Raw genomic sequence first — 23,724 nt, 5'->3', positions numbered from 1 at the left:
TGCAGCAGGGGACCGATGAGTCCGGCATTCGAGAGAGACAAGCATGTTCGAGCACCTGGACGGGGCAGTGATACCGACTGGTTTCGACGTGCCCGTGGAACCGCTCAGAAGGGCGGCGCACTACACGGGCGAGCAGGGGTGCATCGCCGAGGCACGTTCCTTCGCCGCGCTCTTCCTCGAGCAGCTCAGGACCGAGTGGTGCGCCGCCATCGACCCCAGGGCCGACGGCGAACTGCTCCTCGTGGTGAGCGAATTGGTCACCAACGCGGACCGGCACAGCAACGGCCCGTACATCCTGGAACTGGAGGGCACGGACAGCGAGGTCACCGTGTCCGTCTACGACAGCAGCGTCTCGCTGCCCCGTCCCTTTCCGCGCGACCCCGAGCGCGTCGGCCGGCACGGCCTGGAGATCGTCTGTGCGCTGGCCTCCGAGGTGACGGCCGAGCGCGTACCGGTCGGCAAGCGGGTCCGCGCGCTGCTGACCCTCGCGCACTGAGCCCGGGCGGCCGATGCCCTCGCGCCCACCGGCCCGGGCCGACGCCATCGAAGCCCGATGACACCACCCGCCGCCCGTGAACCGTGTCGTCAGGCGCAGCCCAGCTCGCCCAGCATGCCCTGGCGCAGGCGCGTGATGATGCGCTTTATCAGGCGTGAGACATGCATCTGCGAGCAGCCGAGCCGTTCACCGATCTCGGCCTGGGTGGCCTCCTCCACGAACCGCAGCCGGATGATCTCCCGGTCCCGGTCGCTGAGTTCGGCCATCAGCGGAGCGAGGGCGTGGAAGTCCTCGACGAGCCGCAGTCCCTCCTCCTCCACGCCCAGGAAGTCCGCGAGGATCGCCTCGCCGTCCTCGGGCCCGTCACCGCCGAGCGCGGCGTCCAGCGACGCCGACGTGTACCCGTTGGCGGCCAGCTGCGCCTCGACCACCTCGTCCTCGGGGATGTTCATCAGCGTGGCCAGCTCCGCGACCGTCGGCTCGCGGTCCAGCCGTCCGGCCAGCTCCTCGCGGGCCTTGGCCAGCTCGACGCGCAGCTCCTGCAGGCGTCGCGGCACATGGACGGCCCAGGTGGTGTCCCGGAAGAAGCGCTTCATCTCCCCGACGATGTAGGGCACCGCGAACGAGGTGAACTCCACCTCCCGCGACAACTCGAACCGGTCGATCGCCTTGATCAGGCCGATCATCCCGGTCTGGACGATGTCCTCCATCTCGTCGCCGCGGCTGCGGAACCGTCCGGCCGCGAAGCGCACCAGCGACATGTTCATCTCGATGAGGGTGTTGCGCGCGTACTGGTACTCCGGCGTGCCCTCGGTCAGTTCGGCCAGGCGCCGGAAGAAGTCCCGGGACAGCTCCCGTGCGTCGAGCGGCGCGACGGCCGTCGGGTCTTCGATGCCCGGCAGCGAGCCCGCCCCCGTCCCGCCCATGGCGGTCCTCTCGACGTCCACTGCTCCCGACCGGATCCCGGCGGCGCTCATTGCCTCTCCTTACGCAGTCACGGTGTTCTCGGCATGCTTCAGCAAGGCGCGTACCCGAAGTGCCCCGGCGCATGCGCCTCATGACGGGTCCTGGCGGAAATTGGCCCTCGTGCGTAGCCCGGTCTCAGCTCGCGCCGCGCCGCGCCGTGATCAGCTCGTGCAGATACCGCTTGGTGACTCTGCTGCCGAAACTCGTCTCCACCAGCTCCCGTACGCAGGTCAGCAGCCCCCGGCGGGCGGCCGGGTCCAGAGCGCGGTGGTTGGAGTAGGTGAGCAGCACGTCGACGTACGCGTCGGCGGTGTACGTGATCTCCTGTACGTGGCGGCTCACGGTGACGTCCCCGAAGTACGGCGAGTGGTCCAACTCGCCGGTGTGGGTGGCCATGTCGGTCTCGGGAGGGAGGCGCAGTCCGGGCGGCGTGGCCGGGTCCCAGCGCTCGTAGCACGCCTGGACGCGGTCGAAGAACTCCTGGGTGCCGCCCGCCACATGCAGCGTGGTGACGAGCGCCAGCGTCCCGCCGGGGCGCAGCGCCCGTGCGGTCCTGACCAGGCGCAGCGCCGGATCGAGCCAGTGGAAGGCGGTCGCGCTCACCACCACGTCGAACGGCTCGGGCGGTAGCTCCCAGCGCTCGAAGTCGGCGACCACCACGTCCGCCGCCGGAAAGTTCCGCAGCCGTCGCCGGGCCACGGCCGCCAGCGCGGGCCCGAGTTCCACCGCGGTGACCCGGCAGCCGAATCCGGCGAGGGGGACGGTGAGTTGGCCGGTCCCGGGACCGATCTCCAGCATGCGGCTGTCCGGCCCGATCCCGGTCACGCCAGCCAACTCCTCCACCAGGGACCGCGGATAGCGGGGCCGCGCCCGCTCGTACAGCTCCGCGGCCTCGTCGAACGTGTCCCGCAGCACCACTGCCACTCCCTCCGACCGCCCGATTCACCCAGAGCGGAATGCCTGCCCCTTCCCAGGGCGTCCAGGACTCCTAGGCTGAAGCGGTGAGCAACCGTGCGCCCCACCGAGCCCGTGTGATTCCACTGCGTCCCGGGGCCGACCGCCCCGAAGCCCCGGTCGCCGAACCCAGGGAGCCCCTCTGGCGCGACCTGGTCGGTGACGTCCTGCGCCGTGAACGCCATGTGCAGGAGCGTACGCTCCAGGACGTCGCCGACGCCGCCAGGATCTCGATGCCGTACCTCTCGGAGATCGAGCGAGGCCGCAAGGAGGCCTCCTCGGAGGTCCTCGCGGCCGCCGCCCACGCCCTCGGCCTGGGCCTCGGCGACCTGCTGTCCCGGGCGCAGGGCGAGCTGTCCCGCCGGCTCAGCGGGGACCGCGGCATGTCCAGGCCGCCGTACAACGGGCTGTGCCTGGCCGCCTGACGAGCCGTCGCGCCTCGGCCCGCTGCCCGCAGGGGAGTCGCTCTCCGCCCGGTCGCGCGACGCCCCGTCAGCCGATCCCGTCCTTCTCGCGCAGCTGCCGGAAGAAGGCCCGGACATCACCGACCAGCAGGTCCGGCTCCTCCATCGCCGCGAAGTGGCCGCCGCGGTCGAACTCCGTCCAGCGCACGAGGTTCTCGGTGCGTTCGGCCCTGTGCCGCAGCGGGACCTGGATCTCGGCCGGGAAGACGGCGACCGCGGTCGGTGCGGTCGACGGTTCGGCGGGCTCGGCGGTGCGGCCCGTGGCGTGGGCGCGCTCGTAGTAGATCCGGGCGGACGAACCCGCCGTCCCGGTCAGCCAGTACAGCATCACGTTCGTCAGCAGCAGGTCGCGGTCGACCGCCTCCTCCGGTACCTCCTCGGAGTCGGTCCACTCCCGGAACTTCTCGACGATCCAGGCCAGCTGGCCCACGGGTGAGTCCGTCAGGGCGTACGCCAGGGTGTGCGGCCGGGTGGACTGCAGGGCGGCGTACCCCGTACCCTCCCGCGACCACTCGGCCCACCGCCGCCACGAGGCGAGTGTGCGTTCCCGCTCCTCGGGAGCCAGCTCCGCCAGCTCCTCGGCCGTCGGCTCCGTCGCCGCCTGCGCGCCTGGCAGCAGGTTGAGATGCACGCCGATCACCCGGTCGGGATGCGCGCGGCCCAGCTCCCGCGAGATCCCGGCCCCCCAGTCGCCACCCTGTGCGCCGAACCGGTCGTAGCCCAGCCGCCGCATCAGCTCGACCCAGGCGTCCGCGATCCGGCCCGCCTCCCAGCCCGGTTCCGTGGTGGGCCCGGACAGTCCGAACCCCGGGATGCTCGGTACGACGACATGGAAGGCGTCGGCCGGCTCGCCCCCGTGCGCCGCCGGGTCCGTGAGCGGACCGACGACGTCGAGGAACTCCACGATCGAGCCGGGCCAGCCGTGCGTGATGATCAGCGGTGTGGCGTCCGGTTCCGGGGAGCGGATGTGCGCGAAGTGGACGTTCGTCCCGTCGATGGTGGTGGTGAACTGCGGCCACTCGTTCAGCCTCGCTTCGGCGGCACGCCAGTCGTACTCGTGCCGCCAGTAGCGCACCAGCTCCCACAGATAGTCCGCCGGGACGCCGTACGCCCAGCCCGCGCCGGGCATCTCGGCCGGCCGGCGGGCGCGGTCGATGCGGTCGTGCAGATCGTCGAGGTCGGACCGGGGGATCGCGATACGGAAGGGACGGATGCTCTCGGCGGGCGACTCCGCGGGCGAAGAGGTCATGGCCCGGATGCTAGCCCGCGGGTCCCGGCCACCCGTCCGGAATATTGGGCCGTCCGGCCGATGAGTTTCCCGGGGAGGATCGGTCGACACAGATGACCGCGTTCCACGCTCCAGGAGGTGTCCATGACCACCGACGGATTCACCACGTGTCTCTGGTTCGACGGCCAGGCAGAGGAGGCCGCGCACTACTACGTCTCGATCTTCAAGAACTCCAGCATCGGCCGGGTGGGCCGGTACAGCGAGGCCGGGCCCGGCCCCGCCGGCTCCGTGCTGGCCGTCGAGTTCACCGCCAACGGCCAGAAGTTCGTCGCGCTCAACGGCGGCCCGCAGTTCAAGTTCAGCGAGGCGATCTCCTTCCAGATCTTCTGCGCGGACCAGGAGGAGATCGACTACTACTGGACCAAGCTCACCGACAACGGCGGCGAGGGCGGGCCCTGCGGCTGGCTCAAGGACCGGTACGGCGTGTCCTGGCAGGTCGTCCCCGACCGGCTGATCGACATGATCGGCGACCCCGACCCGGAGAAGGCCGTGCGCACGACCCAGGCCATGTACGCGATGGGCAAGCTCGACATCGCCGCGCTGGACCGGGCGTACGCGGGTGAATGAACCGCGCGGCGCGAGGGGCGGTGCCGCGTGACACCGCCCCTCGCCCCTCGACCCGTCAGACCCGGTCGGCCGCGATCAGCAGATACTGGAAGCTGCCGTTGCAGTAGGCGGACAGGAACGTGTCCTCGATGCCCGTGACCAGATGGTCGGCCCGCTTGCGCAGCTCCCAGTAGGGGACGGCGGCCTCGGTGAGGTCCTCGACATGGACCGGCACCAGCCGGTTGGCGGCCAGCGCCCGGAAGTACGCCGACCGCGGATGGATGTCGCAGATGTAGTGCGCGTTGATCAGCGACACCTCGCGCGAGGCCCGTCCGTACGTGTCGTTGTAGCAGCCGGTGATCACCACGTAGCGCCCGCCGCGGCGCAGCAGCCGGGCGTGCTCGGCGAACAGCAGCTCCAGCTCGACGTACATCGTGGACTCGTTGTTCCACGACGCCGCGTACGCGCCGGACTCGAAGCCGGTGTCCAGCATGTTGCGGTGGTGGTAGCGGACCTTGTCGTCGATGCCCCGCTTGCGGGCCTGCTCGCCCGCGAACGCGGCCTGCTTGGCGGAGATCGTGACGCCGTCCGCGTGGCAGCCGTAGCGCAGGTTCGCTGTGACACTGCCCCCGCCGCGCCCGCAGCCGGCGTCGAAGACCCGGTCGTCCGGGGTGAGCGGGCCGAGGTGGGAGGCGAGCAGCTCGGCCTGGGTGTGTTCCAGGCGGTGCAGTTCGGCGGTGATCCGCTCCCGGCGCAGCCCCGGGTCGGGTTCGTCGAGCACCGTCCAGTCGGCGTCACCGACGCCGTAGTGGTGGTGGTAGAGGTCGTCGATCTTTCCGAGTTCGAGGTTGACCGGGTTCTCCTCGGCGTTCCAGTAGTCCGCGACGCGGGTCTGGTACGTGGACTGGGCCGGCACCGGTGCCGTGGTGGTCCGGGCGACGGGGGCGGTGGTCAACAGTGACTCCTCGTGGCGCGACTGACGGTGTTTCGGTGGTGCGGTCGATCTGCCGGTCCGGCCGGGCTACCAGTAGTCGGGCAGGTGGTAGCGGTGGGTGTTGGTGGCGTGCCACTCGTGGTTGCCGGACACCCAGGCGGCGAGTGACCGGGCATAGCGTTCGACGAGCGGTGAGCCGGCGGACAGGAGGGCGGACTCCTCCTCGAACGCCGTCATGATCCGGTTGTGGATCTCGACGGACTCCAGATAGGCGGTCTTCAGCCCGCACCGCTCGTTGGCCGCCACGACCTGCGGCAGGTTGAGGTGCGTCGGATCGCTCGCCAGCTCCTTCGTGAACGAGTACAGGTCGTTGACGATCGTGGTGGCGTTGCAGGCCAGCGCCGTGATCCGCTGGATCTCGGGCCGGGCGTAGACCTGTTCGGGCAGTTCATAGCCGTCCACGGCGTCGACGATCGACAGACAGGGCCGGAAGTTGTTGAACTGCCGCATCACCAGGTACTCCCAGACCCGCGGCACGTACCGGGTCTCCGCCCAGGCGGCCTCGGCCAGATAACCCAGGTGCAGCCGGGCGATGTCGTGCACGAACCGGTCGGTCTGGCTGGGTGTGGCGAACAGGGAGAAGTCCTCCAGCGCGCAGTGGTACGAACGCAAGGGACCGTCCGCACGCATGCCCCGGCCCCACTCCTCCTCAAGCTCGGGGACGCCGTGGTACGGGTCGACCGCGGACTGGGCCATGATCAGTCGCCCGCCCAGCCCGCGCCGCGCGCCGCCGCGGCCCTCGTCCTCCTCGCAGTAGCAGGAGTCGACGACGTTCTCGGCCAGCAGCAGTTTTCCGGCGGCGGTCAGTCGTTCCAGGCCGACCGCACCCGGGTGCTGGAGCACCACCGCCCGGCCGAACTGGAATCCCGTGAAGTCCCCCTTCCAGGCGGCCGGGAAGAGGTCGAGGCCGGCGGCCCAGGTCTCCAGTCTCCGGTCGACCTCCGCGGCCTTCTCCGGGTCGGCGGGGACGGCGGGCCGGTACAGGAGTCCGGGAATCGCCCCGGTACGGCGCCTCGACTTCAGGCTCGCGGCGAGGTTCGGCGGTCCGGGCAGGGCGAGGGCCTGGCCGGCCGTTCCGGTCGGATCGGACCGTGGCGTCACGGGGACACCTCCCGCGCGAGCCCGGCCGGGTGTGGGGGAGCCGTGCCTGGCAGGACGGCGAGTCGCCCTCGTCCCGGACGTGCCCGGGCGTGCCCGACAACGCGGCGAGGTGCGGTGCCCGGCGGCACCTCCCGGCGGTGGCCGGGGAAGCGTGGCGGGCCGGTCGGGAACTGCCGGACAGGCCCCGGCGAATCGGTGGACGTGCTCATCGGAGTGCTCCACACCGTCATTCGGCGCTCCGGCCGATCTGGACGTTCTCGAGGATCCCGGCCGCGTCCGGGACCAGGATTGCCAGGGAGTAGTAGGCGGTGACGAGATAGCTGATGATCGCGGCGGTGTCGATGCCCATGAACCGGACGTTCAGACCGGGCTGGTGCTCCTCCGGGATACCGGTCTGGTAGAGCCCGACGACGCCCTGGTCGGCCTCGCCGGTGCGCAGTGCGATGATGCTGCTCGTGTGGTCCCGGCCGACCGGGATCTTGCCGCACGGGAAGATCGGGACACCGCGCCAGGCCGGCACCTCGTGGCCGTCCACGTTCGTGGTGCCGGGCACCAGACCGCGCTTGTTGCACTGCCGGAAGAAGGCCGCGATCGCCTTCGGATGGGCCAGGAACACCTTGGTGCTGCGGCGCATGGAGAGCAGTTCGTCCATGTCGTCCGGGGTCGGCGGACCGGTGTAGGTGCTGATGCGCTGGCCGTGGTCGACGTTGTGCAGCAGCCCGAACTCCCGGTTGTTGACCAGCTCCCACTCCTGGCGCTCGCGGATCTCCTCGATGGTCAGCCGGAGTTGCTGCTGCGTCTGGTTCATCGGGTCGTTGTAGAGGTCGGCGACCCTTGAGTGCACCCGCAGCACGGTCTGCGTGAGGGACAACTCGTATTCCCGCGGGGCGAGTTCGTAGTCGACGAAACCGCCGGGCAGCGTCGGCTCGCCCACATGGCCGGCCTGGACCGGGACGTCCGCCTCACCCTTGCGGTTCATCGGCCTGCGCTGCCGCTCGACGTAGTCCGCCAGATGCGCCGCCAGGGACGGCACCCGCTCGGTCAACTCCTCGACGACGGACCAGGGCAGCACCAGCACGACGCCCGAGGTCTCAGCCCGCACCGAGCTGAGCCACAGGGGGTCGGACTGGCCGACCGCCTCGTCGCCCATCTGGTCGCCGTCGGTGACGACCCCGATGACCTCCTCCTCGCCGTACTTTCCGGCGGTGAACCGGGTGAACCGGCCGTGCGCGACGAGATACGCCTCCGTCACGGGCTGCCCGGCCTCGAACAGGACCTGCCCGGCGCGCACGTCACGGGCCTGGAACCGGCCGGCCAGCTCGCGCAGCACGTCCGTGTCGGGATAGCCGCGCAGTACCGGCAGTTCGGTCAGCGTCTCGGCGACGACCCGGATGCCGTCCGCGCCGTTCTGCCCGAAGTGCACCCGGCCGCGGCCGGTGCTCACCTGCAGGCGCCGGTTCACCCGGTAGGCGCCGCCCTTGACGTCGACCCACGGCAGCGTCTTCAGCAGCCAACGCGAGGTGATGGCCTGCATCTGCGGTTCGGACTTGGTGGTCGTGGTGAGCTGACGGGCCGCCCGGGTGCTGAGACTGGTGAGCTGCGCGTCGGCCGGCGGGCCGGGGGCGGGTTCGTCTGCTGCGGACACGCTGGGGCTGTCCGGTGTGGACACATTCCCTCCAGGGAGGTGAACGGGGCTGACCGGGAACAAGCCAAACAGCCGGGACGAAGATCCGGTACGGCGCGAAGAGGGCGTCTTCCGGCGAGACATGAGCAAACCCGTGATACGGGGCGCGGAACGCCGTACCGCGTGATCGCGCGCCGGTCGAACGCTCCCGCACCGGGTGACACCAGGGGTTTCGGACTCAGGAAAGATCGTTCACCAGCACCGCGGCCCCGTCGAAACGGCCCGCCTTGAGGTCCTTCAGCGCCTGCGCCGCATCCGACAGCGGATAGGTGTGCGTCGTCGCGCGCACCCCGTGCCGTGCCGCCAGTCCGAGGAACTCGCGGCCGTCCGCCCGGGTGTTGGAGGTGACGCTGCGCAGCTCCTTCTCGTAGAAGAGGTCGGTCTCGTAGTGCAGCGCGGGGACGTCGCTCAGATGGATGCCGGCGACAGCGAGGATCCCGCCGCGGTCGAGCGCCCGCAGCGCGACCGGCACCAGGTCGCCGACCGGCGCGAACATGATCGCGCCGTCCAGGGGTTCCGGCGGCACGTCGTAGGCGTCGCGCACCGAGGCGGCGCCCAGATCGAGCGCCAGCCGCCGGGCCGCCGCGTCCCGCGTCAGGACGTGCACGGTCGCACCCTCGGCGAGCGCCACCTGCGCGCACAGATGGGCGCTGCCCCCGAACCCGTACAGCCCGAGCCGGCCGCCCGTCGGCAGCGAGGTCCGCCGCAGCGCGCGATAGCCGATGATCCCGGCGCACAGCAGCGGGGCCAGGGCCACGTCCTCGACGCCCTCCGGCAGCCGGTACGCGAAGCCCGCCGGGACGGTCGTGTACTCCGCGTAACCGCCGTCGGCGTTCCAGCCGGTGTACTCGGAGCGCGGGCACAGGTTCTCCGCGCCCCGCAGACAGTAGGCGCAGGTGCCGTCCGTGCGCCGCAGCCAGGCCACGCCGACCCGGTCGCCCACCGCGAAGTCCGTGACCGCCGCCCCGGTGCCGGCGACCACGCCGACCACCTCGTGTCCCGGGGTCACCCCGGGCCGGCGCACCGGCAGGTCTCCCTCGGCGACGTGCAGGTCGGTGCGGCACACCCCGCACGCCCGCACATGTACCAGCAGCTCGTCGTCCGCCGGCACGGGCACCGGCCGCTCGACGAACCGGAGGGGATCGTCCTCGACCGGCGCGGGCGCGCTCACCGACCACGCGCGCATCGTCCCTGCCGTCATCGAGTCCGCCATGCCGTGCCCCGTCCCACCGGATCCGCCCACTCCCTCCCCAGTGTCCGCCGGAACCGCCGGTTCGGCGCGCGGGCAACCCGGCCGATGGCTAGCGTGAGAATCCGGACAGTCCGTCGCACGGAAGAGGGCCACGCCATGGCCGTAGGAACAGAAGGAACCCCCTGTTGGGCCGATGCGATGTTCAGTGACGTCGAGGGAGCCAAGGGCTTCTACGGCGACGTCCTCGGCTGGACCTTCGGCGAGTCGTCGTCGGAGTACGGCAACTACACCCAGGCCTATGCGAACGGCAAGGCGGTCGCGGCCGTCGTACCTCCGATGCCCGGCCAGGAGGGCCAGTCGCAGTGGTGTCTGTATTTCGCGTCCCCGGACGCCGCCGCGACCGCCGCGACGATCCGTGACAACGGCGGCGAGGTGCTGATGGAGCCGATGCAGGTCGGCGACTTCGGCACCATGTGCCTGGCCCGTGAGCCCGGCGGCGCCGTGTTCGGCGTCTGGCAGGCCGGCGTCCACGAGGGCTTCGAGGCGACCGGGGCGCCCGGCGCCTACTGCTGGGCGGAGGTCTTCACCCGTGAGCCCGGCCGGACGGACACGTTCCTGCCCGCCGTCTTCCCGTACACGGCCCAGCAGACCCAGGACGACGCGGTCGACTTCCGGATCTTCAGCCTCGGAGGACAGCCCGTCCTCGGCCGGATGAGGATGACGGACGACTTCCCGCCCGAGGTCCCGTCGTACATCAACGTGTACTTCGGCGTCGACGACTGCGACGGCGCGGTCGCGCGGGCCACCAAGCTCGGCGCGATCCTGCGGTTCGGGCCGATGACCAGCCCCTTCGGCCGGTTCGCGGCGCTCACCGACCCGCAGGGCGCCAACTTCTCGGTGATCGACCTCACGACCACCGAGGGCCAGATGCCCGAGACCGTCGACGTCTGACCGGCCCCGGCCGGGCGGCCCTCGCGGCCGTGGCATGATCGAGCCCATGCGTGAACGAGTTGTGGCCGCGTGCGACGGGGCTTCGAAGGGAAACCCCGGACCGGCGGGCTGGGCCTGGGTGGTGTCCGACGACACGGAGAGCCCGGCTCACTGGGAGGCGGGGCCGCTAGGCAGGGCCACCAACAACGTCGCCGAACTGACCGCGCTGGAGCGGCTGTTGACGGCGACCGACCCCGGCGTGCCGCTCGAGATCCGGATGGACTCGCAGTACGCGATGAAGGCCGTCACCACCTGGCTGCCCGGCTGGAAGCGCAACGGCTGGAAGACCTCCGCCGGCAAGCCCGTCGCCAACCAGGACCTGGTCGTGCGCATCGACGAGCTGCTCGACGGCCGCACTGTGGAGTTCCGGTACGTCGCCGCCCACCAGGTCGACGGCGACCGGCTGAACGACTTCGCCGACCGGGCGGCCAGCCAGGCGGCCTCGGTCCAGGAACCGGCCGGCAGCGCCCTCGGCTCACCGGAACCCCCACCGTCACCCACCACCCCCGCCTCGGCCACCCCGCGCCGCAAGGCGGCGCCTCGCAAGCAGGCCGGCGGCGCGTCCGCCCGCACGATCAAGGCCAAGTTCCCCGGTCGCTGCCTGTGCGGCCGCGCCTACGCGGCCGGCGAGTCCATCGCCAAGAACGCGCAGGGCTGGGGCCACCCGGAGTGCCGTACCGCCGAGGCCTGATCAGACGTCGGACGTGTGGAACGCCGTGTGGTCCAGCAGACCCGCCGGACGCACGTCGTTCCACGGATTCATCGGCACTCCGGGGCGTTGGGGGAGACCCCGGTGGTCGTCGGCCCGCCGACCCGGCCGTGTACCCGAAGCTACGGCGAAGTGGCAAGTGGCTCGGCCACCCTGGTCTTCAACAATCGAGCGGACAACGCCTTTTGAGGAGATCATCGGCATGAACGCGCCTATGGAGCCATCCGAACTCCGCACGCCCTGCCCGCGATTCCCGCCGACATCTGGATCGGGTATGCCCGGGTCTGGACCGGCAAAAGTCGATCTTGAGCGTTGGTGTTCTGCCGGGAAGGTTCGGTGCAGGGAGGGGGCCCATGAACGCCCAGGTACGGACCCGCATATCGGCGTACGCGATCGCTGCCGAGGACGATCGGCTGCTGTTGGTTCGGCTGTCGGACGCTTCACCGGTCTTCATGCCGGGTCTGTTTCACCTGCCCGGCGGGGGGATCGACCCTGGCGAACAGCCCGTCGAGGCCCTGGCTCGTGAACTGCTGGAAGAAACGGGGCTTGAACTTACCGAGGCTCGGCTGCTCGACGCGCGGACATACGCGGTCCAGCGGAACGACGTGAGTTGGAGCCTGACCGCGCTGTTTTATGCCGTGACTCTCAAGGGCGGAGCGCTGACGGTGACCGAGATCGATGGTTCCACCGAGGCGGCGGTATGGATCCCTCTGGCCGACTTGCAGGACGACACCATGCTGTCTCCAGCGGCTGCCGACGCTCTCCGCATGCTTGTCAGTGGCAGGGCGTCGGTCACAATCACTCGTTGAGGACAGCGATCAGCGCGGTCGCCTGGTAGCGGACGGCGGCGTTGATGCCTCTGAAACGAGGAGAGCGAACGGCTCCGCAACGAACTCGCCGTCGCCCTCGGACAGCTCCGCGACCCTCGCCGAGGTATACCCGCCCCACCGTCGTCAACGAGACCTCGTCCGCGCGGCCCGCGACATGCTGCCCACCCCGACCGACAGTGTCACCACCTTCGCCAAGATCCTCGGCGTCTCCCTCGGCACGCTCTACAACGACATCCCGGAGCTGAAAGAGGTCCGGAACTCCCGCGTCCTGCGCCAGTTGGAGGGAAGCAGCCCACCGCTCCTTGCGGTGGGGGTCCAAGGCATGAGCTCTGAACCTGACCTGCTATTCGGTGTGCAGGGCCGCGGCGGTTCGGGCCCTGGCGGCCCAGCCGGCGGGCAGGAGCGCACCCAGGGTGGCGATGAGCAGGCCGCCGAGTGCGAGCGGGAGCAGTTCGGCCCCGTGGTAGACGGCGATGACGGAACCAGGGAGGCGGAGCCCCACACTGTCACCCATCGCGGGGATGACCCAACTGTGCAGGGCTACGCCGAGCGGCACGCCCAGAGCGCCCGCGACCAGTCCGGTCACGACGACCGAGGTGAGGACCATGGCGACGGTCTGCCGGGGGGTCATGCCGAGCGCCTTGTGGACACCGATCTCCCGGACGCGCTCGCGGGTGTCGAGCAGCACGCCGTTCAGCACGCCGAGCGCGGCAACGGCGACGAGCATCAGCGTGAGGATCGCGGACAGCGCGTTGAGCGTGACGACCATGTCGCCGCCGGCGTCGAGCCCGCCGGCCCGGGCGGTGACCCCCAGCGGTGCCAGGTCCTTGTTCAGTGCGTCGACGTAGTCGGAGACGGCGGTGCCTGACGTGACCGCGATGTGATGGCTCGTCTCCGTCAGGTCGGGATGTGCAACCGTGAGGGTCGAGGCGTCGGTGAAGACCTGCATGCCGTCCTTGCGGGGGTCGAGGACCTCGCCGACGATTCGGACCGTGACCGGCTCGGCCAGGCCGTTCAGGGTGACGGTGTCGCCGATGCGGGTGTCGGTGGCAGTCAGGAAGGGGGTCGGGACCACGGCCTCGCCGGGCCTGTCGATCCAGCGGCCCGAGACCATCGTGTAGCCGCCCCAGGAAGCATCGCCGGTGAAGGCGATCACGTCGATGGTGCCGGTCAGGCCGGACACGGTCGCCCCCACCGTCGCGGAGCTGTAGTACTTCCCGGTTCCGGCGCTGGCCTCGATGGCCGCGGCGACTGCAGCCGGATCGGCCGTGGGCTGCTTCTCGGGGCCAGGGGCTTGGGGGCCGAAGTCCGGCAAGGGCGCGGGCACGACGACATCGGCGGCGGCGTGGGCCTTGGCTTTCATCACCTGGCCGAGCGAGGCGCCCATCCCCACGGTGAACGTGACGGCGATGGCGCCGAACAGGATCGCCGTACCCATGGCCAGCGCGCGGGCGGGCCGCGCGAAGGGCCGGGCCAGGCCCAGGGCGACCGGCTGCGGCAACGGCAGCCGTCCGGCCAGGCGGGCCGCCCACCGGCCGCGCCCCGCCGAAGCCGTACGCCCGACGGCGAGCGCATCGACCGTACGCAGCCGCCCGGCCCGCCAGGCACTCGCACACCCGGTCACCGCCACCAGGCCGAGCACCCCGGCGATCACCGCCAGGTCGACCCAGGGGGCGACGGCCAGGGACGAGGTGCCGTAGACCTCCTCGGTCTCGGCCAGTACCGGGACGGCGAGCACGTGGCCGACGAGAACACCGAGGGCCGTGCCGACGACGGCCGGGATCAGCGCCTGGCCCACGTAGGCCCGCACGACCTGGGCCGGGGTGAAGCCGACGGCCTTGAGGATGCCGATGCGGCGCGTTCCCGTGCCCACGGCCGACGCAACGACGTTGCCGACGATGAGCACCGACATGACCAGGCCCAGAGCGCCGAACGCGATGAGGAAGGGGACGTAGAGGGCGGTGTCGCGCTCGGCGGTCTTCCTGACGGTGAGCCAGGAATGTTCGCCGACGGCCGCTCCCGGCGGCAGGGAATCCGTCACAGCCTTGCCGCCCGCGGTGATCTGCGCGGCGGTGCCCGCGTCGGTGAAGCGGTAGAGCATCTGGTAGCCGCCGCTGCCGGGCGCGGTGAGCGCCGGCATCTGGGACGGAACCACCCAGGCGTCAGCGGTCTGCGTGACCGAGCGAGCCACACCGACCACCGTCAGTGTCGGACTGCCGGACAGATCCGGGAAGGTGATCTTCATGCCCATGGTCGGGAAGAGCGAGGAGTCGGCGGACAGCACGATCTCGCCGGACTGCGTGGGCCACCGCCCGTCGAGCAGTGCCACCTCGTCCACGTCCCGGCCGGGATCGCCCCGGCCGACCACGGTCATCGGCCACCCGGGGCCGCCCGCCCCGTCCGACCGCGGGGTGACCGTCGCCGTACGGAACGGCCCGGCCGCACTGCTCACTCCTTCTGTGTCCTTGGACTTCGACAGCTGCCCGGCACTCACCGTGCCCGCGTCGAACTGCACGGACAGATGCGCGCCGTGCTGCCTGGCGAAGGCGTCGTCGAAGGGCGCGCCGGAAACCACGAGCAGCGATCCGCCGAGGACGGAGGCGGCCACCGCCATCATCGTGGCGAGCCCGATCACCAGCGTCTGCACCCGGCGTCGCCCCACCCCCGAGCGCACCACCTTGCCGAGCGCGCTCATCGGACGGCCTCCGGGGCGACGGCCTGCGACCGTACGTCTTCGGTGATCCGGCCGTCGGCGATCCGGACCGTACGGTTCGTGCAGGACCGGGCCAAAGCCAGGTCGTGGGTGACCACGACGATGGTCTGGCCCTCGGCGTTGAGGCCGGTGAGCAGCCTGCTGACGTCCTGTCCGGCGGCCGTGTCCAGGGCCCCGGTCGGCTCGTCGGCCAGGAGCAGCGCCGGCCGGTTCATCAGCGCCCGGGCCACCGCGGTCGTGGTGGCGACCGCCCGTCGGGCGCCCCTGCATCCGGCGGTTCCGGTGACCCGTCGCCGCGCGAGAGTTCCGGCATGCGGGGCCTCATGGGACGATCGGTTGCCGACTTCGCATGCCCATTTCCGGTGATCTTTCGCCGGTGGCGCCCGTCCGGGTGGCGTGGCTCACCGCCGCGTACTGACGCGACCGAACGGCTCGACCGCCCTGCTACTGTGCGTCCGGATCGGCTACGTTCAGCGACTTCCAGGGGTGAGCGCGTGAAGGTCGTCTGTGTCGGAGGCGGGCCCGCCGGCCTGTACCTCTCGATCCTGCTCAAGCTGCGGAACCCCGACCACGACGTCACCGTCCACGAACGCGACCCCGAGGGCTCGACCTATGGCTGGGGCGTCACCTACTGGCGCGGGCTGCTCGACCGACTCGCCGCGCACGACCCCGAGTCTGTCCGCGCGATCGAGGAGCACTCCGTCCGCTGGAGCGAAGGCATCGCCCACGTACGGGACCTGACGATCCGTCACAACGGTGACCCCGGGTTCGCCATCGGCCGCCACCGGCTGCTCGAGGTCCTCGCGGCACGGGCCCGCTCCCTGGACGTACGGCTGGAGTTCGCGAGCCAGGTCACCGCCCCGCCCTGCGACGCCGACCTGGTCGTCGCCGCCGACGGCATCCGCAGCGCCCTGCGTGCCCGGCACGACGGCCACTTCGGCACGCGGATCACGACCGGGCGCAACCACTACGTCTGGCTCGGCACCACCAAGGTCTTCGACGCCTTCACCTTCGCCTTCGTCGAGACCGACCACGGCTGGATCTGGTGCTACGGCTACAGCTACAGCCACGAACACAGCACCTGCGTCGTCGAATGCTCACCCGAGACCTTCGCCGGCCTCCGCCTGGACCGGCTGGGCGACGCCGACGGCCTGGCCCTGCTGGAGAAGCTGTTCGCCGACGTGCTCGACGGCCACCCCCTGATCCGCCGCCCGGGCGGTGGCAGTCCATGGCAGACCTTTCCCACCCTCACCAACCGCACCTGGTACCGCGACAACCTCGTCCTCGTCGGCGACGCCGCCCACACCACGCACTACTCCATCGGCGCCGGCACCACCCTCGCCCTGGAGGACGCGATGTGCCTCGCCACGGCCCTGCACGAGTACGCCGCCCTCCCCGACGCACTCGCCGCCTACGAACGGCAGCGCGCCTCGGACCTGCTCTCCGTGCAGAGTGCGGCCCGCCACAGCGCCGAGTGGTACGAGAACCTGCCCCGTTACATCCACCTGCCCCCGCACCGGATGTTCGCCCTGCTCGGCCGGCGCCACTCACCCCTGCTGCCGTACGTCCCGCCGCAGCTGTACTACGGCATCGACAAGGCGGCCGGACAGCTGGAGGTGCTGCGCAGGCTCAAGCGCCGGCTCGGCCCACGGGCCGCGCGGGCCCTGCACGCAGGGTCCTCGGGCTCCCGTCCGTGAGGACCGGGCAACTTTGGTGAATATCAATTCACTCGATAGGGTGAATTGGCATTCACCTCATGCTTTCCGCGACCTCATGGAGCGCCGATGGACCAGCCTGCCCCGATATCCCAGCCGCCCGGTGACCGCACCGGGGCGACGCGCATACGGGACCGGCTGACCATCCCCGTGCTGGCCTTCGGCGGCATCCTCATGGCCGTCATGCAGACCGTCGTCGTGCCGCTGCTCCCGGATCTGCCCCGGCTGACCGGCTCCTCGGCGGGCGCCGTCTCCTGGATGGTCACCGCGACCCTGCTGTCCGGCGCCGGCCTCACTCCGGTGCTCGGCCGGGCCGGCGACATGTACGGCAAGCGCAGGGTGCTGACGTCGGCGCTCGCCCTGATGACCGTCGGCTCCGTGATGTGCGCCCTGACCTCCGACATCGGTCTGCTGATCGCCGCCCGCGCGCTGCAGGGCGCCGCCGCCTCCGTCGTCCCGCTGTCGATCAGCATCCTGCGCGACGAACTGCCGCCCGAGCGGCGGGGTTCCGCGGTCGCGCTGATGAGTTCCACCGTCGGTATCGGCGCGGCCCTGGGCCTGCCGCTGGCCGCGCTCGTCGTGCAGTACGCCGACTGGCACACCATGTTCTGGCTGACCAGCGCGCTCGGGGCGCTCGGTGTGGCCGCGGTGTCCTGGGCGGTCAAGGAGTCGCCGGTGCGGGAGCCGGGGCGCTTCGACGTCCTCGGCACGCTCGGCCTGGCCGTCGGCCTGACCTGTCTGCTGCTCGGGGTGTCACAGGGCGGGCAGTGGGGCTGGGGCAGCCCGCCCGTCCTGGGGCTCTTCCTCGGCGCGGCCGTCGTCCTCGCCCTGTGGTGGTGGCAGCAGCTGCGCACCGGACAGCCGCTGGTCGACCTGCGTCTCGTCTCGCGGCCGAGGGTCGGTCTGTCCCATGTGGCCGCCCTGCTGACCGGATTCGCCTTCTACGCCAACTCCCTGGTCACCGCCCAGCTGGTGCAGGCGCCCGAGGCCACCGGCTACGGGCTCGGACTGTCCATCGTCGCCACGGGCCTGTGCCTGTTGCCCGGCGGCGTCACCATGTTGCTGATCTCGCCCCTGTCCGCCCGCATCTCGACCGCACGCGGGCCGCGCATCACCCTCGCCCTGGGCGCCGCCGTCATCGCCTGCGGGTACGTGCTGCGTATCGTCGACAGCCGCGACCTGTGGATGATCATCCTCGGTGCCACGGTGGTGGCTACGGGCACCACCCTCGCCTACTCGGCCCTGCCCACCCTGATCCTCCGGGCCGTACCGGCCGGGCAGACCGCGTCCGCCAACGGAGTCAACGTCCTGATGCGCACCATCGGCCAGGCAGTCTCCAGCGCGGCCGTCGCCACCGTCCTGGTGCACCACAGCAGCCCCCTCGGTGGCGTCCCGGTGCCGACGCTGCACGGCTACCTGCTGGCGTTCGCCATGGCCGGCGCCGTCGCGCTCGCCGCCTGCGCGGCCGCCCTGTCCATCCCCGGTGACCGCGCCCGCGCCGACTCCCCGCGTGCGCGCGCCGCCGCTCCGGACGCCCGCGACGAGGCGATGGAGAGAGCATGAGTGCCGTGAGTACCCGCACCGCCACGCCCGCCCGCCGGGACGCCGAGGCGACCAAGGCGGCCATCCTCGGGGCCGCCCGCCATCTCCTGGCCCGGCACGCGCACGCCGACATCACCCTCAAGGCCGTCGCCGAACGCGCCGGGGTGAGCCCGCCGCTCATCCTCAAGTACTTCGGCAACAAGGACGCGTTGTTCGCCCGTGTGATGTCCTTCGAGACCGACGCGGACGCGCTGCTGGACGCGCCCCTGGCGGACCTCGGCGCCCACATGGTCCGCTGCGTGGTGGAGAGCCAGCGCGAGCGCGGCGCCGACCCGCTGCTGCGCATCGCCTTCGCGCCCCTGCACGGCGACCACGGCGAGGTCCTGCGCGCCAACTTCCGCGCCCAGGTCACCGAACGCCTCGCCGGGCGTCTCCCCGGCCCCGACGCCCGCCTGCGCGCGGAACTCGCCGTCAGCGCCCTGGTCGGACTCGGCGTGATGTACGGCATCGCCCGCAGCCCCCATCTGCGCGCGGCCACCGCCGACGACATCGCCGAGCGTTACGGCCCCGTCGTACAGGATCAGTTGACGCCCGCGTCCTGAATCACCCGTGTGGGCGAAGGATGCGCAGGTGAGCGCCCGGAGCAGTCCGTTCCGCGGGTGTCGGTGACGGATGACAGACTGTCGCCATGGACGAACGCGTAATCGACAGGTCGGGACAGCGGGCATCGGTCGTCGGCCTCGGCACATGGCAGCTCGGCGCCGACTGGGGCGACGTCGACGACAAGGAGGCGCTCGCCGTACTGGAGGCGGCCGCCGAGGCGGGTGTGACCTTCTTCGACACGGCCGACGTGTACGGCGACGGGCGCAGCGAGCAGACCATCGCCACCTTCCTGCGCGGCAGGCCGGATCTGCATGTGATGGTGGCCACGAAGATGGGCCGCCGGGTCGACCAGATCCCCGAGAACTACGTCCTCGACAACTTCCGCGCCTGGAACGACCGCTCCCGCCGCAACCTCGGCGTCGACCGCATCGACCTGGTGCAGCTGCACTGCCCGCCGACCCCCGTCTACTCCACGGACGCCGTGTTCGACGCGCTAGACACCCTGGTCGAGGAGGAGCGCATCGCGGCGTACGGCGTCAGCGTGGAGACCTGCCAGGAGGCACTGACGGCGATCGCCCGGCCGGGCGTGGCGAGCGTGCAGATCATCCTCAACCCGTTCCGCATGAAGCCCCTGCGCGAGGTGCTGCCGGCCGCCCGGGAGGCGGGCGTCGGCATCATCGCGCGCGTGCCGCTGGCCTCCGGCCTGCTGTCGGGCAAGTACACCAAGGACACCGTCTTCGCGGCCAACGACCACCGCACCTTCAACCGGCACGGCGAGGCCTTCGACCAGGGCGAGACGTTCTCCGGCGTCGACTACGGGACCGGGGTCGAGGCGGCCGCCGAGTTCGCCGCCCTCGCCCCCGAGGGCTACACCCCGGCCCAGCTCGCCCTGCGCTGGATCATCGAGCAGCCCGGCGTCACCACGGTGATCCCCGGCGCCCGCAACCCGGAGCAGGCCCGCGCCAACGCGGCCGCCGCCAAGCTGCCGGACCTGCCCGCCGAGACGCTCACCGAGATCCGGGACCTCTACGACCACCGGATCAAGGACCAGGTCGAGAACCGCTGGTAGCTCACGCACCGGCAGGGGCGGCCGGTTCGGACCGCCCCTGTCACGCGTCCAGCGCCGCCAACTGCCGGTCGGCACACGGCTGAGCAGCAGCAGCGAGACGACCGACCCGGTCAGGGCGCAGAACATGTCCCACTGGGTGTCCCACACATCGCCCTGGGTGGCGAGGAACGCGTCGGCACCGTGGCCGCCGATCTCGGCCGCCGCCCACTCCAGCAGCTCGAAGCACGCGCTGAAGGCCAGGCAGGCGCACACCGTGAGCGGGGCCCCGCGCGGCCACTCACCCCGCGCAGCGCGTCGAGGCAGGTGCCGATCGCGCGCTGGAGGTCCTCCAGGCGCTGGACCATGTCCACGCGTTTCTGCCTGTTGTTCAACTGCCAGCCGTGGCCTGCGCGTTCAGAGCAGTCCGAACTGCTCCGCCCAGCCCAGGATCTCGCGGGTCGTCGTATTGCCCCCGCACACCACCAGTCCGAGCCGCGCGTCGTCGCCCACACGCTTCCGTACCTGACGGGCCGCGGGCAGCAGACAGCCGGCTGCCGGTTCCGTCCACAACTTGGCGTGCTCGGCCAGGTCCAGACAGCCCTCCACCGCCTCCTGGTCGGGGACCACGAGGACCTCGGAGACCAGGGTCGACACATGGTCGTACGTCAGCTGGGACACGGACGGAGCGCTCAGCGTGGTGACGACCGACGACAGCGCGACCGGCAGGGGGCCACCGGCCGCCAGTGCCTCGGACATGGCCTCGGCGCCCGCCGTCTCCACGCCCCAGACCCGGACGTCCGGGCGGCGGGCCCGGAGCGCGGCCGCCACACCGGCGATCAGACCACCACCGCCGACGCTGACGAGCACATCCGTCAGCTCGTCGGCGTCGTCCGCGAACTCCAGCCCCACCGTGCCCTGCCCGGCGATCACCACCGGGTCGTCGAAGGGGTGGACCAGCGTGAGCCCCTCATCGCGCAGCCGATCGACCAGCTGGAACGCCTCGGCCATGCCGTCCGTGAGCCGCAGCGAGGCACCGGCCTCCTCAGCGAGGGCGATGGACCGCGCCGGCGCGGTACGTGGCATGACGACGGTCGCCTTCACATCGAGCGCGGCGGCCATCACCGCGACGGCGACCCCGTGGTTGCCGCCACTCATCGCTACCACGCCCGCCGCCCGCTCGGCTTCGGTCAGCGACAACAGTTTCGCCGTCGCGCCGCGCGCCTTGAACGAGCCGGTGCGCTGCAGCAGTTCCAACTTCACGGTGACCGGGACACCGAGGAGCGTGGACAGGCCGGGGCTCGGCACGGTCGGGGTGCGTACGACATGGCCGGCGATGCGCTGCGCCGCGGCTTCGATGTCCGAGATGCCGATCAAGGCTGTCACCCTTTCCGGCGCGGTGGGGTGAGAGACCGCGCCGATTCGCACCCTTCCTCGCGAGGGCCGTGCAGGTCAAGCAGGATTCAGACCTCGCGGCGCAGCAGGAACTCCAGGAGCGCCCGCAGATCGCCGTGCACGGACTTGTCCGTGACGGCCGGGTCGCCCCAGATCCCCAGCACGTCGTCGATGTGCTGGTGCCTTTCGCCACACGGCGTGCAGGGGAGTGCCCCGGCCGTGAAGGCCGGGGTGTCGCATCGTTGTGGATCAAGACGTCGGTACGGCCGGAGGGGTCGCGTCCGGGACCCGGATCACGGTGCGGCGCGTCAGTGCTGCTGGGCCTTCTGCGGGGTCGCCTCGCTCGGCCGCACCACCACGTATCCTTCGCCCTGCAGCATCAGCTGCACCGCCTCCCCGGAGCCACCGCGCAGCATCGAGCCGATGGACTGCGACCGGTGCAGCGAGGTCTGCAGATGCGCGGTCCAGCCCACCACTGCGTCCGTGTCGACGTACACCGGATACTGCGCGGAGACAGGTATCACCAGCGGGTTGCCCTCGCAGACCAGACCGAGCCGGCCGTACCCCGTGAAGACGCTGTTGAACAGCCCGCCGCCGGCGATCCCCGCGCCCTTGACGTCTTGATCTCGTACGCCAACGATGCGTCGAAACACAGCACGTTGCGGCCGTTGACCGTGAACAGGTCGCCGGGCTCGATCTCGACGATGAAGCAGTTCTGGGCCTCGTGCGCGAACCACGCCTCGCCGTGTCCCCGCACCGTCATCAGGGGCAGGCCCTCACCGGTGACCGCGCGCTTCAGCATGCCGCCCACGCCCTGGCCCTTGCGCTCGAACCGGAGGTCGCCGCGGTAGGCGATCATCGCGCCCTGGCGGGCGAGCATCTCGCCGTTCACCGCGTACTTGACGCATTTGGCGTTCTCGACGGACATGCCCGCCTCGACGGACGGCTGCACCACGTGCTCACTGGAAAAGAGATCACCCTTCATGCGGGCATGGTGGCCCGGAGGGCGTCGTTCCGCCAAGATCACGGTGTGTGCCGGTCTCGTCCGGCCCTCCGGCCCTCGCCCTCAGGCGCCGAAGAGTTGGGTCCAGTACGTCCCCGCCCGGCCGCCCCCGGCGAAGCCGATGCCGATGTGGGTGAAGTCGCGTTTGAGGATGTTGGCGCGGTGACCCGGGCTGTTCATCCAGCCCTTCACCACCTCGGCCGGCGAACGCTGGCCGCAGGCGATGTTCTCGCCGATCGTGCGCCGCCGGGACCTCGCCGCTGCCGCCCGGTCCCAGGGCTGGGAGCCCTCGGGCGAGGTGTGGGAGTAGAAGTCCCGGGTCACCATGTCCGCGCTGTGCGCCTGCGCGGCGGCCTGGAGCAGCGGATCGACGGCCAGCGGCGGCAGGCCCGCCCGCCGCCGCTCGCGGTTGGTGAGCTCGACGACCTCGGCACACGTGCGGACCAACTCGCCCGGCGTGAGGGGCCTGGCCCACAGGGCGGTCCAGTAGGTGTCTCCGGTGCGGCCGCGGACGTAGGCCAGCCCCGCGTGGGTGAACGCCGGGTCCTGGAGCGTGCGCCGGGCCTGCTCGGTGCGCAGGCAGTACGCGACGAACTCGGCGGGGGTGCGCGGACCGGAGACGAGGTGCTCGCCGACGGTGACGTACGTGTAGCCGGTGGCGCTGATCCGTTGGTGCACGGACGTGCCGTCCTGGCTCTCGGTGTCGAGGCGCCCGGCGGCGGCCAGCGCGGCGGCGTGGGCGCGAGCGGCGGAGGTCAGACGGGCGTCCAGGTCTATGGGAGGTGAACCGGCCTGTGCGCGGGCGGAATTGACGAGGCCGAGAAATCCGTCGGGGTCGGGTGCGGGGGGCGCAGTGGGCCGGGGCGGACGGGCGGCGTCGGTGACCGCGGCCCCGGTGGGGCTGCGCCGCTGAGCGGGTACGACGGCTCGGTTCGCGGGGGTCACCGGCTCGTCCACGACCTGCACGCCGAAGTCCCGTGCCAGCCCGGCGAGTCCGTCGGCGTAGCCCTGCCCGATCGCCCGCAGCTTCCAGCCCGTGCCGCGCCGGTACAGCTCGGCGAGCAGCAGCACCGTCTCCCGCTGCGGGCGCGGCGGCACGAACCGGGCGACGCTGCGGCCCTGTCGGTCGCTGACCCGGAGTGTCGGCGCGGGCAGCGTACCGAGCGGCGTGCCGGGGTCGGCGGCGCTGACGGTCACGGTGACACGCGAGGCCCCGGCCCGCAGCGCCGCCGGATCGACGGTGAGCGTGTCACCTCGGAGCCGGACACCGGGAGCGGCGGGCTGGTTGTAGAACACGAAGTCCGCGTCGCCGCTCACCTTGCCGCTGTCACCGGTGACGAGCGCCGACACGTCGAAGGGACCGGGCACGCGCAACGTGAGCGCGCCACCCGGAAGAGGCACATTGCCCCCGGCAACCAGCTCGCTCATCGCACCGCCCGCAGCAGGTGAGGCTTCGTGCGGACAACGTGCGGGACGGCGAGATGGTTTCCGGGG

The 23,724-nt window shown here is 71.3% G+C and carries 20 protein-coding genes and 3 pseudogenes; 10 read left to right on the top strand and 13 right to left on the bottom strand.

Features of this window, described 5'->3' with window-relative positions:
* Positions 1-43: 43 nt before the first annotated feature.
* Positions 44-496, top strand: coding sequence for an ATP-binding protein (locus IEZ19_RS23090; protein WP_189313181.1), 453 nt, complete (start codon positions 44-46; stop codon positions 494-496).
* Between the two features lie 89 nt (positions 497-585).
* Here IEZ19_RS23090 and IEZ19_RS23085 read toward each other — a convergent pair whose 3' ends face one another.
* Both IEZ19_RS23085 and IEZ19_RS23080 read right to left on the bottom strand, forming a co-directional pair.
* Positions 586-1,473: an RNA polymerase sigma factor SigF gene (locus IEZ19_RS23085; protein ID WP_189313180.1), complete on the bottom strand. Its 888-nt coding sequence runs from the start codon at positions 1,471-1,473 to the stop codon at positions 586-588.
* A gap of 124 nt (positions 1,474-1,597) precedes the next feature.
* Complete coding sequence (locus IEZ19_RS23080) at positions 1,598-2,377, bottom strand: class I SAM-dependent methyltransferase (RefSeq protein WP_189313179.1); 780 nt, start codon at positions 2,375-2,377, stop codon at positions 1,598-1,600.
* 86 nt (positions 2,378-2,463) lie between these two features.
* Between IEZ19_RS23080 and IEZ19_RS23075 the strand changes: the two genes are divergently transcribed.
* On the top strand, positions 2,464-2,841 hold the full coding sequence (locus IEZ19_RS23075; protein ID WP_189313178.1) for a helix-turn-helix domain-containing protein: 378 nt from the start codon (positions 2,464-2,466) through the stop codon (positions 2,839-2,841).
* A gap of 67 nt (positions 2,842-2,908) precedes the next feature.
* On the opposite strand, the gene IEZ19_RS23070 is transcribed toward IEZ19_RS23075, so the two are convergent.
* The gene (locus IEZ19_RS23070) at positions 2,909-4,129 is read right to left on the bottom strand and encodes an epoxide hydrolase family protein (protein WP_189313177.1); all 1,221 of its coding nucleotides are present in this window, start codon (positions 4,127-4,129) and stop codon (positions 2,909-2,911) included.
* Between the two features lie 123 nt (positions 4,130-4,252).
* On the opposite strand from IEZ19_RS23070, the gene IEZ19_RS23065 reads away from it, so the two are divergent.
* Positions 4,253-4,735, top strand: a complete 483-nt coding sequence (locus IEZ19_RS23065; protein WP_189313176.1) for a VOC family protein — start codon at positions 4,253-4,255, stop codon at positions 4,733-4,735.
* Positions 4,736-4,790: 55 nt separating this feature from the next.
* On the opposite strand, the gene IEZ19_RS23060 is transcribed toward IEZ19_RS23065, so the two are convergent.
* The 4 genes from IEZ19_RS23060 to IEZ19_RS23045 form a co-directional block, all read right to left on the bottom strand.
* Complete coding sequence (locus IEZ19_RS23060) at positions 4,791-5,669, bottom strand: geranyl diphosphate 2-C-methyltransferase (RefSeq protein WP_189313175.1); 879 nt, start codon at positions 5,667-5,669, stop codon at positions 4,791-4,793.
* A 66-nt stretch (positions 5,670-5,735) separates the two neighbouring features.
* The gene (locus tag IEZ19_RS23055; protein ID WP_373297038.1) at positions 5,736-7,031 is read right to left on the bottom strand and encodes a family 2 encapsulin nanocompartment cargo protein terpene cyclase; all 1,296 of its coding nucleotides are present in this window, start codon (positions 7,029-7,031) and stop codon (positions 5,736-5,738) included.
* Positions 7,032-7,035: 4 nt separating this feature from the next.
* The gene (locus IEZ19_RS23050) at positions 7,036-8,478 is read right to left on the bottom strand and encodes a family 2B encapsulin nanocompartment shell protein (protein WP_189313173.1); all 1,443 of its coding nucleotides are present in this window, start codon (positions 8,476-8,478) and stop codon (positions 7,036-7,038) included.
* 193 nt (positions 8,479-8,671) lie between these two features.
* A complete protein-coding gene (locus tag IEZ19_RS23045; RefSeq protein ID WP_189313261.1) occupies positions 8,672-9,679 on the bottom strand; it encodes a zinc-binding alcohol dehydrogenase family protein in 1,008 nt (335 codons plus the stop codon).
* Between the two features lie 162 nt (positions 9,680-9,841).
* Here IEZ19_RS23045 and IEZ19_RS23040 point away from each other — a divergent pair, with 162 nt between their 5' ends.
* From IEZ19_RS23040 to IEZ19_RS23030, 3 genes are all read left to right on the top strand, one after another.
* The gene (locus tag IEZ19_RS23040) at positions 9,842-10,636 is read left to right on the top strand and encodes a VOC family protein (RefSeq protein WP_189313172.1); all 795 of its coding nucleotides are present in this window, start codon (positions 9,842-9,844) and stop codon (positions 10,634-10,636) included.
* Positions 10,637-10,670: 34 nt separating this feature from the next.
* Positions 10,671-11,366, top strand: a complete 696-nt coding sequence (locus IEZ19_RS23035; protein ID WP_189313171.1) for a ribonuclease H family protein — start codon at positions 10,671-10,673, stop codon at positions 11,364-11,366.
* 371 nt (positions 11,367-11,737) lie between these two features.
* Entirely contained in the window at positions 11,738-12,193 is a 456-nt protein-coding gene (locus tag IEZ19_RS23030) for an NUDIX domain-containing protein (RefSeq protein ID WP_189313170.1), read from the top strand.
* Between the two features lie 364 nt (positions 12,194-12,557).
* Here IEZ19_RS23030 and IEZ19_RS23025 read toward each other — a convergent pair whose 3' ends face one another.
* Positions 12,558-14,909 (bottom strand): ABC transporter permease, encoded by a 2,352-nt coding sequence (locus IEZ19_RS23025; RefSeq protein ID WP_189313169.1) that lies wholly within the window; start codon positions 14,907-14,909, stop codon positions 12,558-12,560.
* Positions 14,906-15,160, bottom strand: a pseudogene (locus IEZ19_RS23020) (ABC transporter ATP-binding protein); the annotation flags it as partial. The gene IEZ19_RS23025 and the pseudogene IEZ19_RS23020, both read right to left, overlap by 4 nt.
* 261 nt (positions 15,161-15,421) lie before the next feature.
* Between IEZ19_RS23020 and IEZ19_RS23015 the strand changes: the two are divergent.
* The 4 genes from IEZ19_RS23015 (at position 15,422) to IEZ19_RS23000 (ending at position 19,856) form a co-directional block, all read left to right on the top strand.
* A complete protein-coding gene (locus tag IEZ19_RS23015) occupies positions 15,422-16,624 on the top strand; it encodes an FAD-dependent monooxygenase (RefSeq protein ID WP_189313168.1) in 1,203 nt (400 codons plus the stop codon).
* Positions 16,625-16,711: 87 nt separating this feature from the next.
* A complete protein-coding gene (locus tag IEZ19_RS23010; protein ID WP_189313167.1) occupies positions 16,712-18,205 on the top strand; it encodes an MFS transporter in 1,494 nt (497 codons plus the stop codon).
* The gene (locus tag IEZ19_RS23005) at positions 18,202-18,786 is read left to right on the top strand and encodes a TetR/AcrR family transcriptional regulator (protein WP_189313166.1); all 585 of its coding nucleotides are present in this window, start codon (positions 18,202-18,204) and stop codon (positions 18,784-18,786) included. The genes IEZ19_RS23010 and IEZ19_RS23005 overlap by 4 nt, the downstream gene beginning before the upstream one ends.
* 86 nt (positions 18,787-18,872) lie before the next feature.
* The gene (locus tag IEZ19_RS23000) at positions 18,873-19,856 is read left to right on the top strand and encodes an aldo/keto reductase (RefSeq protein WP_189313165.1); all 984 of its coding nucleotides are present in this window, start codon (positions 18,873-18,875) and stop codon (positions 19,854-19,856) included.
* Between the two features lie 40 nt (positions 19,857-19,896).
* On the opposite strand, the pseudogene IEZ19_RS22995 reads toward IEZ19_RS23000, so the two are convergent.
* From IEZ19_RS22995 to IEZ19_RS22980, 4 genes and pseudogenes are all read right to left on the bottom strand, one after another.
* Positions 19,897-20,120 (bottom strand): annotated as a pseudogene (locus IEZ19_RS22995) (DUF2238 domain-containing protein); the annotation flags it as partial.
* A 129-nt stretch (positions 20,121-20,249) separates the two neighbouring features.
* Positions 20,250-21,209 (bottom strand): threonine/serine dehydratase family protein, encoded by a 960-nt coding sequence (locus IEZ19_RS22990; RefSeq protein ID WP_189313164.1) that lies wholly within the window; start codon positions 21,207-21,209, stop codon positions 20,250-20,252.
* A gap of 326 nt (positions 21,210-21,535) precedes the next feature.
* Positions 21,536-22,212, bottom strand: a pseudogene (locus tag IEZ19_RS22985) (AIM24 family protein).
* A gap of 81 nt (positions 22,213-22,293) precedes the next feature.
* Positions 22,294-23,658, bottom strand: a complete 1,365-nt coding sequence (locus tag IEZ19_RS22980) for a CAP domain-containing protein (protein ID WP_189313163.1) — start codon at positions 23,656-23,658, stop codon at positions 22,294-22,296.
* Between the last annotated feature and the right edge of the window lie 66 nt (positions 23,659-23,724).

It is taken from the genome of Streptomyces brasiliensis (assembly GCF_014647875.1).
Classification (GTDB): Bacteria; Actinomycetota; Actinomycetes; order Streptomycetales; family Streptomycetaceae; genus Streptomyces; species Streptomyces brasiliensis.
This window is presented reverse-complemented; position numbering and strand designations above follow the sequence as displayed.

Excerpts from the sequence above, each read along its gene's own strand:
- IEZ19_RS23005 (WP_189313166.1), top strand. The coding sequence starts at position 18,202 with ATGAGTGCCGTGAGTACCCGCACCGCCACGCCCGCCCGCCGGGACGCC.
- IEZ19_RS23070 (WP_189313177.1), bottom strand. The coding sequence starts at position 4,129 with ATGACCTCTTCGCCCGCGGAGTCGCCCGCCGAGAGCATCCGTCCCTTC.
- IEZ19_RS23090 (WP_189313181.1), top strand. The coding sequence starts at position 44 with ATGTTCGAGCACCTGGACGGGGCAGTGATACCGACTGGTTTCGACGTG.
- IEZ19_RS23000 (WP_189313165.1), top strand. The coding sequence starts at position 18,873 with ATGGACGAACGCGTAATCGACAGGTCGGGACAGCGGGCATCGGTCGTC.
- IEZ19_RS23085 (WP_189313180.1), bottom strand. The coding sequence starts at position 1,473 with ATGAGCGCCGCCGGGATCCGGTCGGGAGCAGTGGACGTCGAGAGGACC.
- IEZ19_RS23010 (WP_189313167.1), top strand. The coding sequence starts at position 16,712 with ATGGACCAGCCTGCCCCGATATCCCAGCCGCCCGGTGACCGCACCGGG.
- IEZ19_RS23035 (WP_189313171.1), top strand. The coding sequence starts at position 10,671 with ATGATCGAGCCCATGCGTGAACGAGTTGTGGCCGCGTGCGACGGGGCT.
- IEZ19_RS23045 (WP_189313261.1), bottom strand. The coding sequence starts at position 9,679 with ATGCGCGCGTGGTCGGTGAGCGCGCCCGCGCCGGTCGAGGACGATCCC.
- IEZ19_RS23065 (WP_189313176.1), top strand. The coding sequence starts at position 4,253 with ATGACCACCGACGGATTCACCACGTGTCTCTGGTTCGACGGCCAGGCA.
- IEZ19_RS22980 (WP_189313163.1), bottom strand. The coding sequence starts at position 23,658 with ATGAGCGAGCTGGTTGCCGGGGGCAATGTGCCTCTTCCGGGTGGCGCG.
- IEZ19_RS23025 (WP_189313169.1), bottom strand. The coding sequence starts at position 14,909 with ATGAGCGCGCTCGGCAAGGTGGTGCGCTCGGGGGTGGGGCGACGCCGG.
- IEZ19_RS23040 (WP_189313172.1), top strand. The coding sequence starts at position 9,842 with ATGGCCGTAGGAACAGAAGGAACCCCCTGTTGGGCCGATGCGATGTTC.
- IEZ19_RS23030 (WP_189313170.1), top strand. The coding sequence starts at position 11,738 with ATGAACGCCCAGGTACGGACCCGCATATCGGCGTACGCGATCGCTGCC.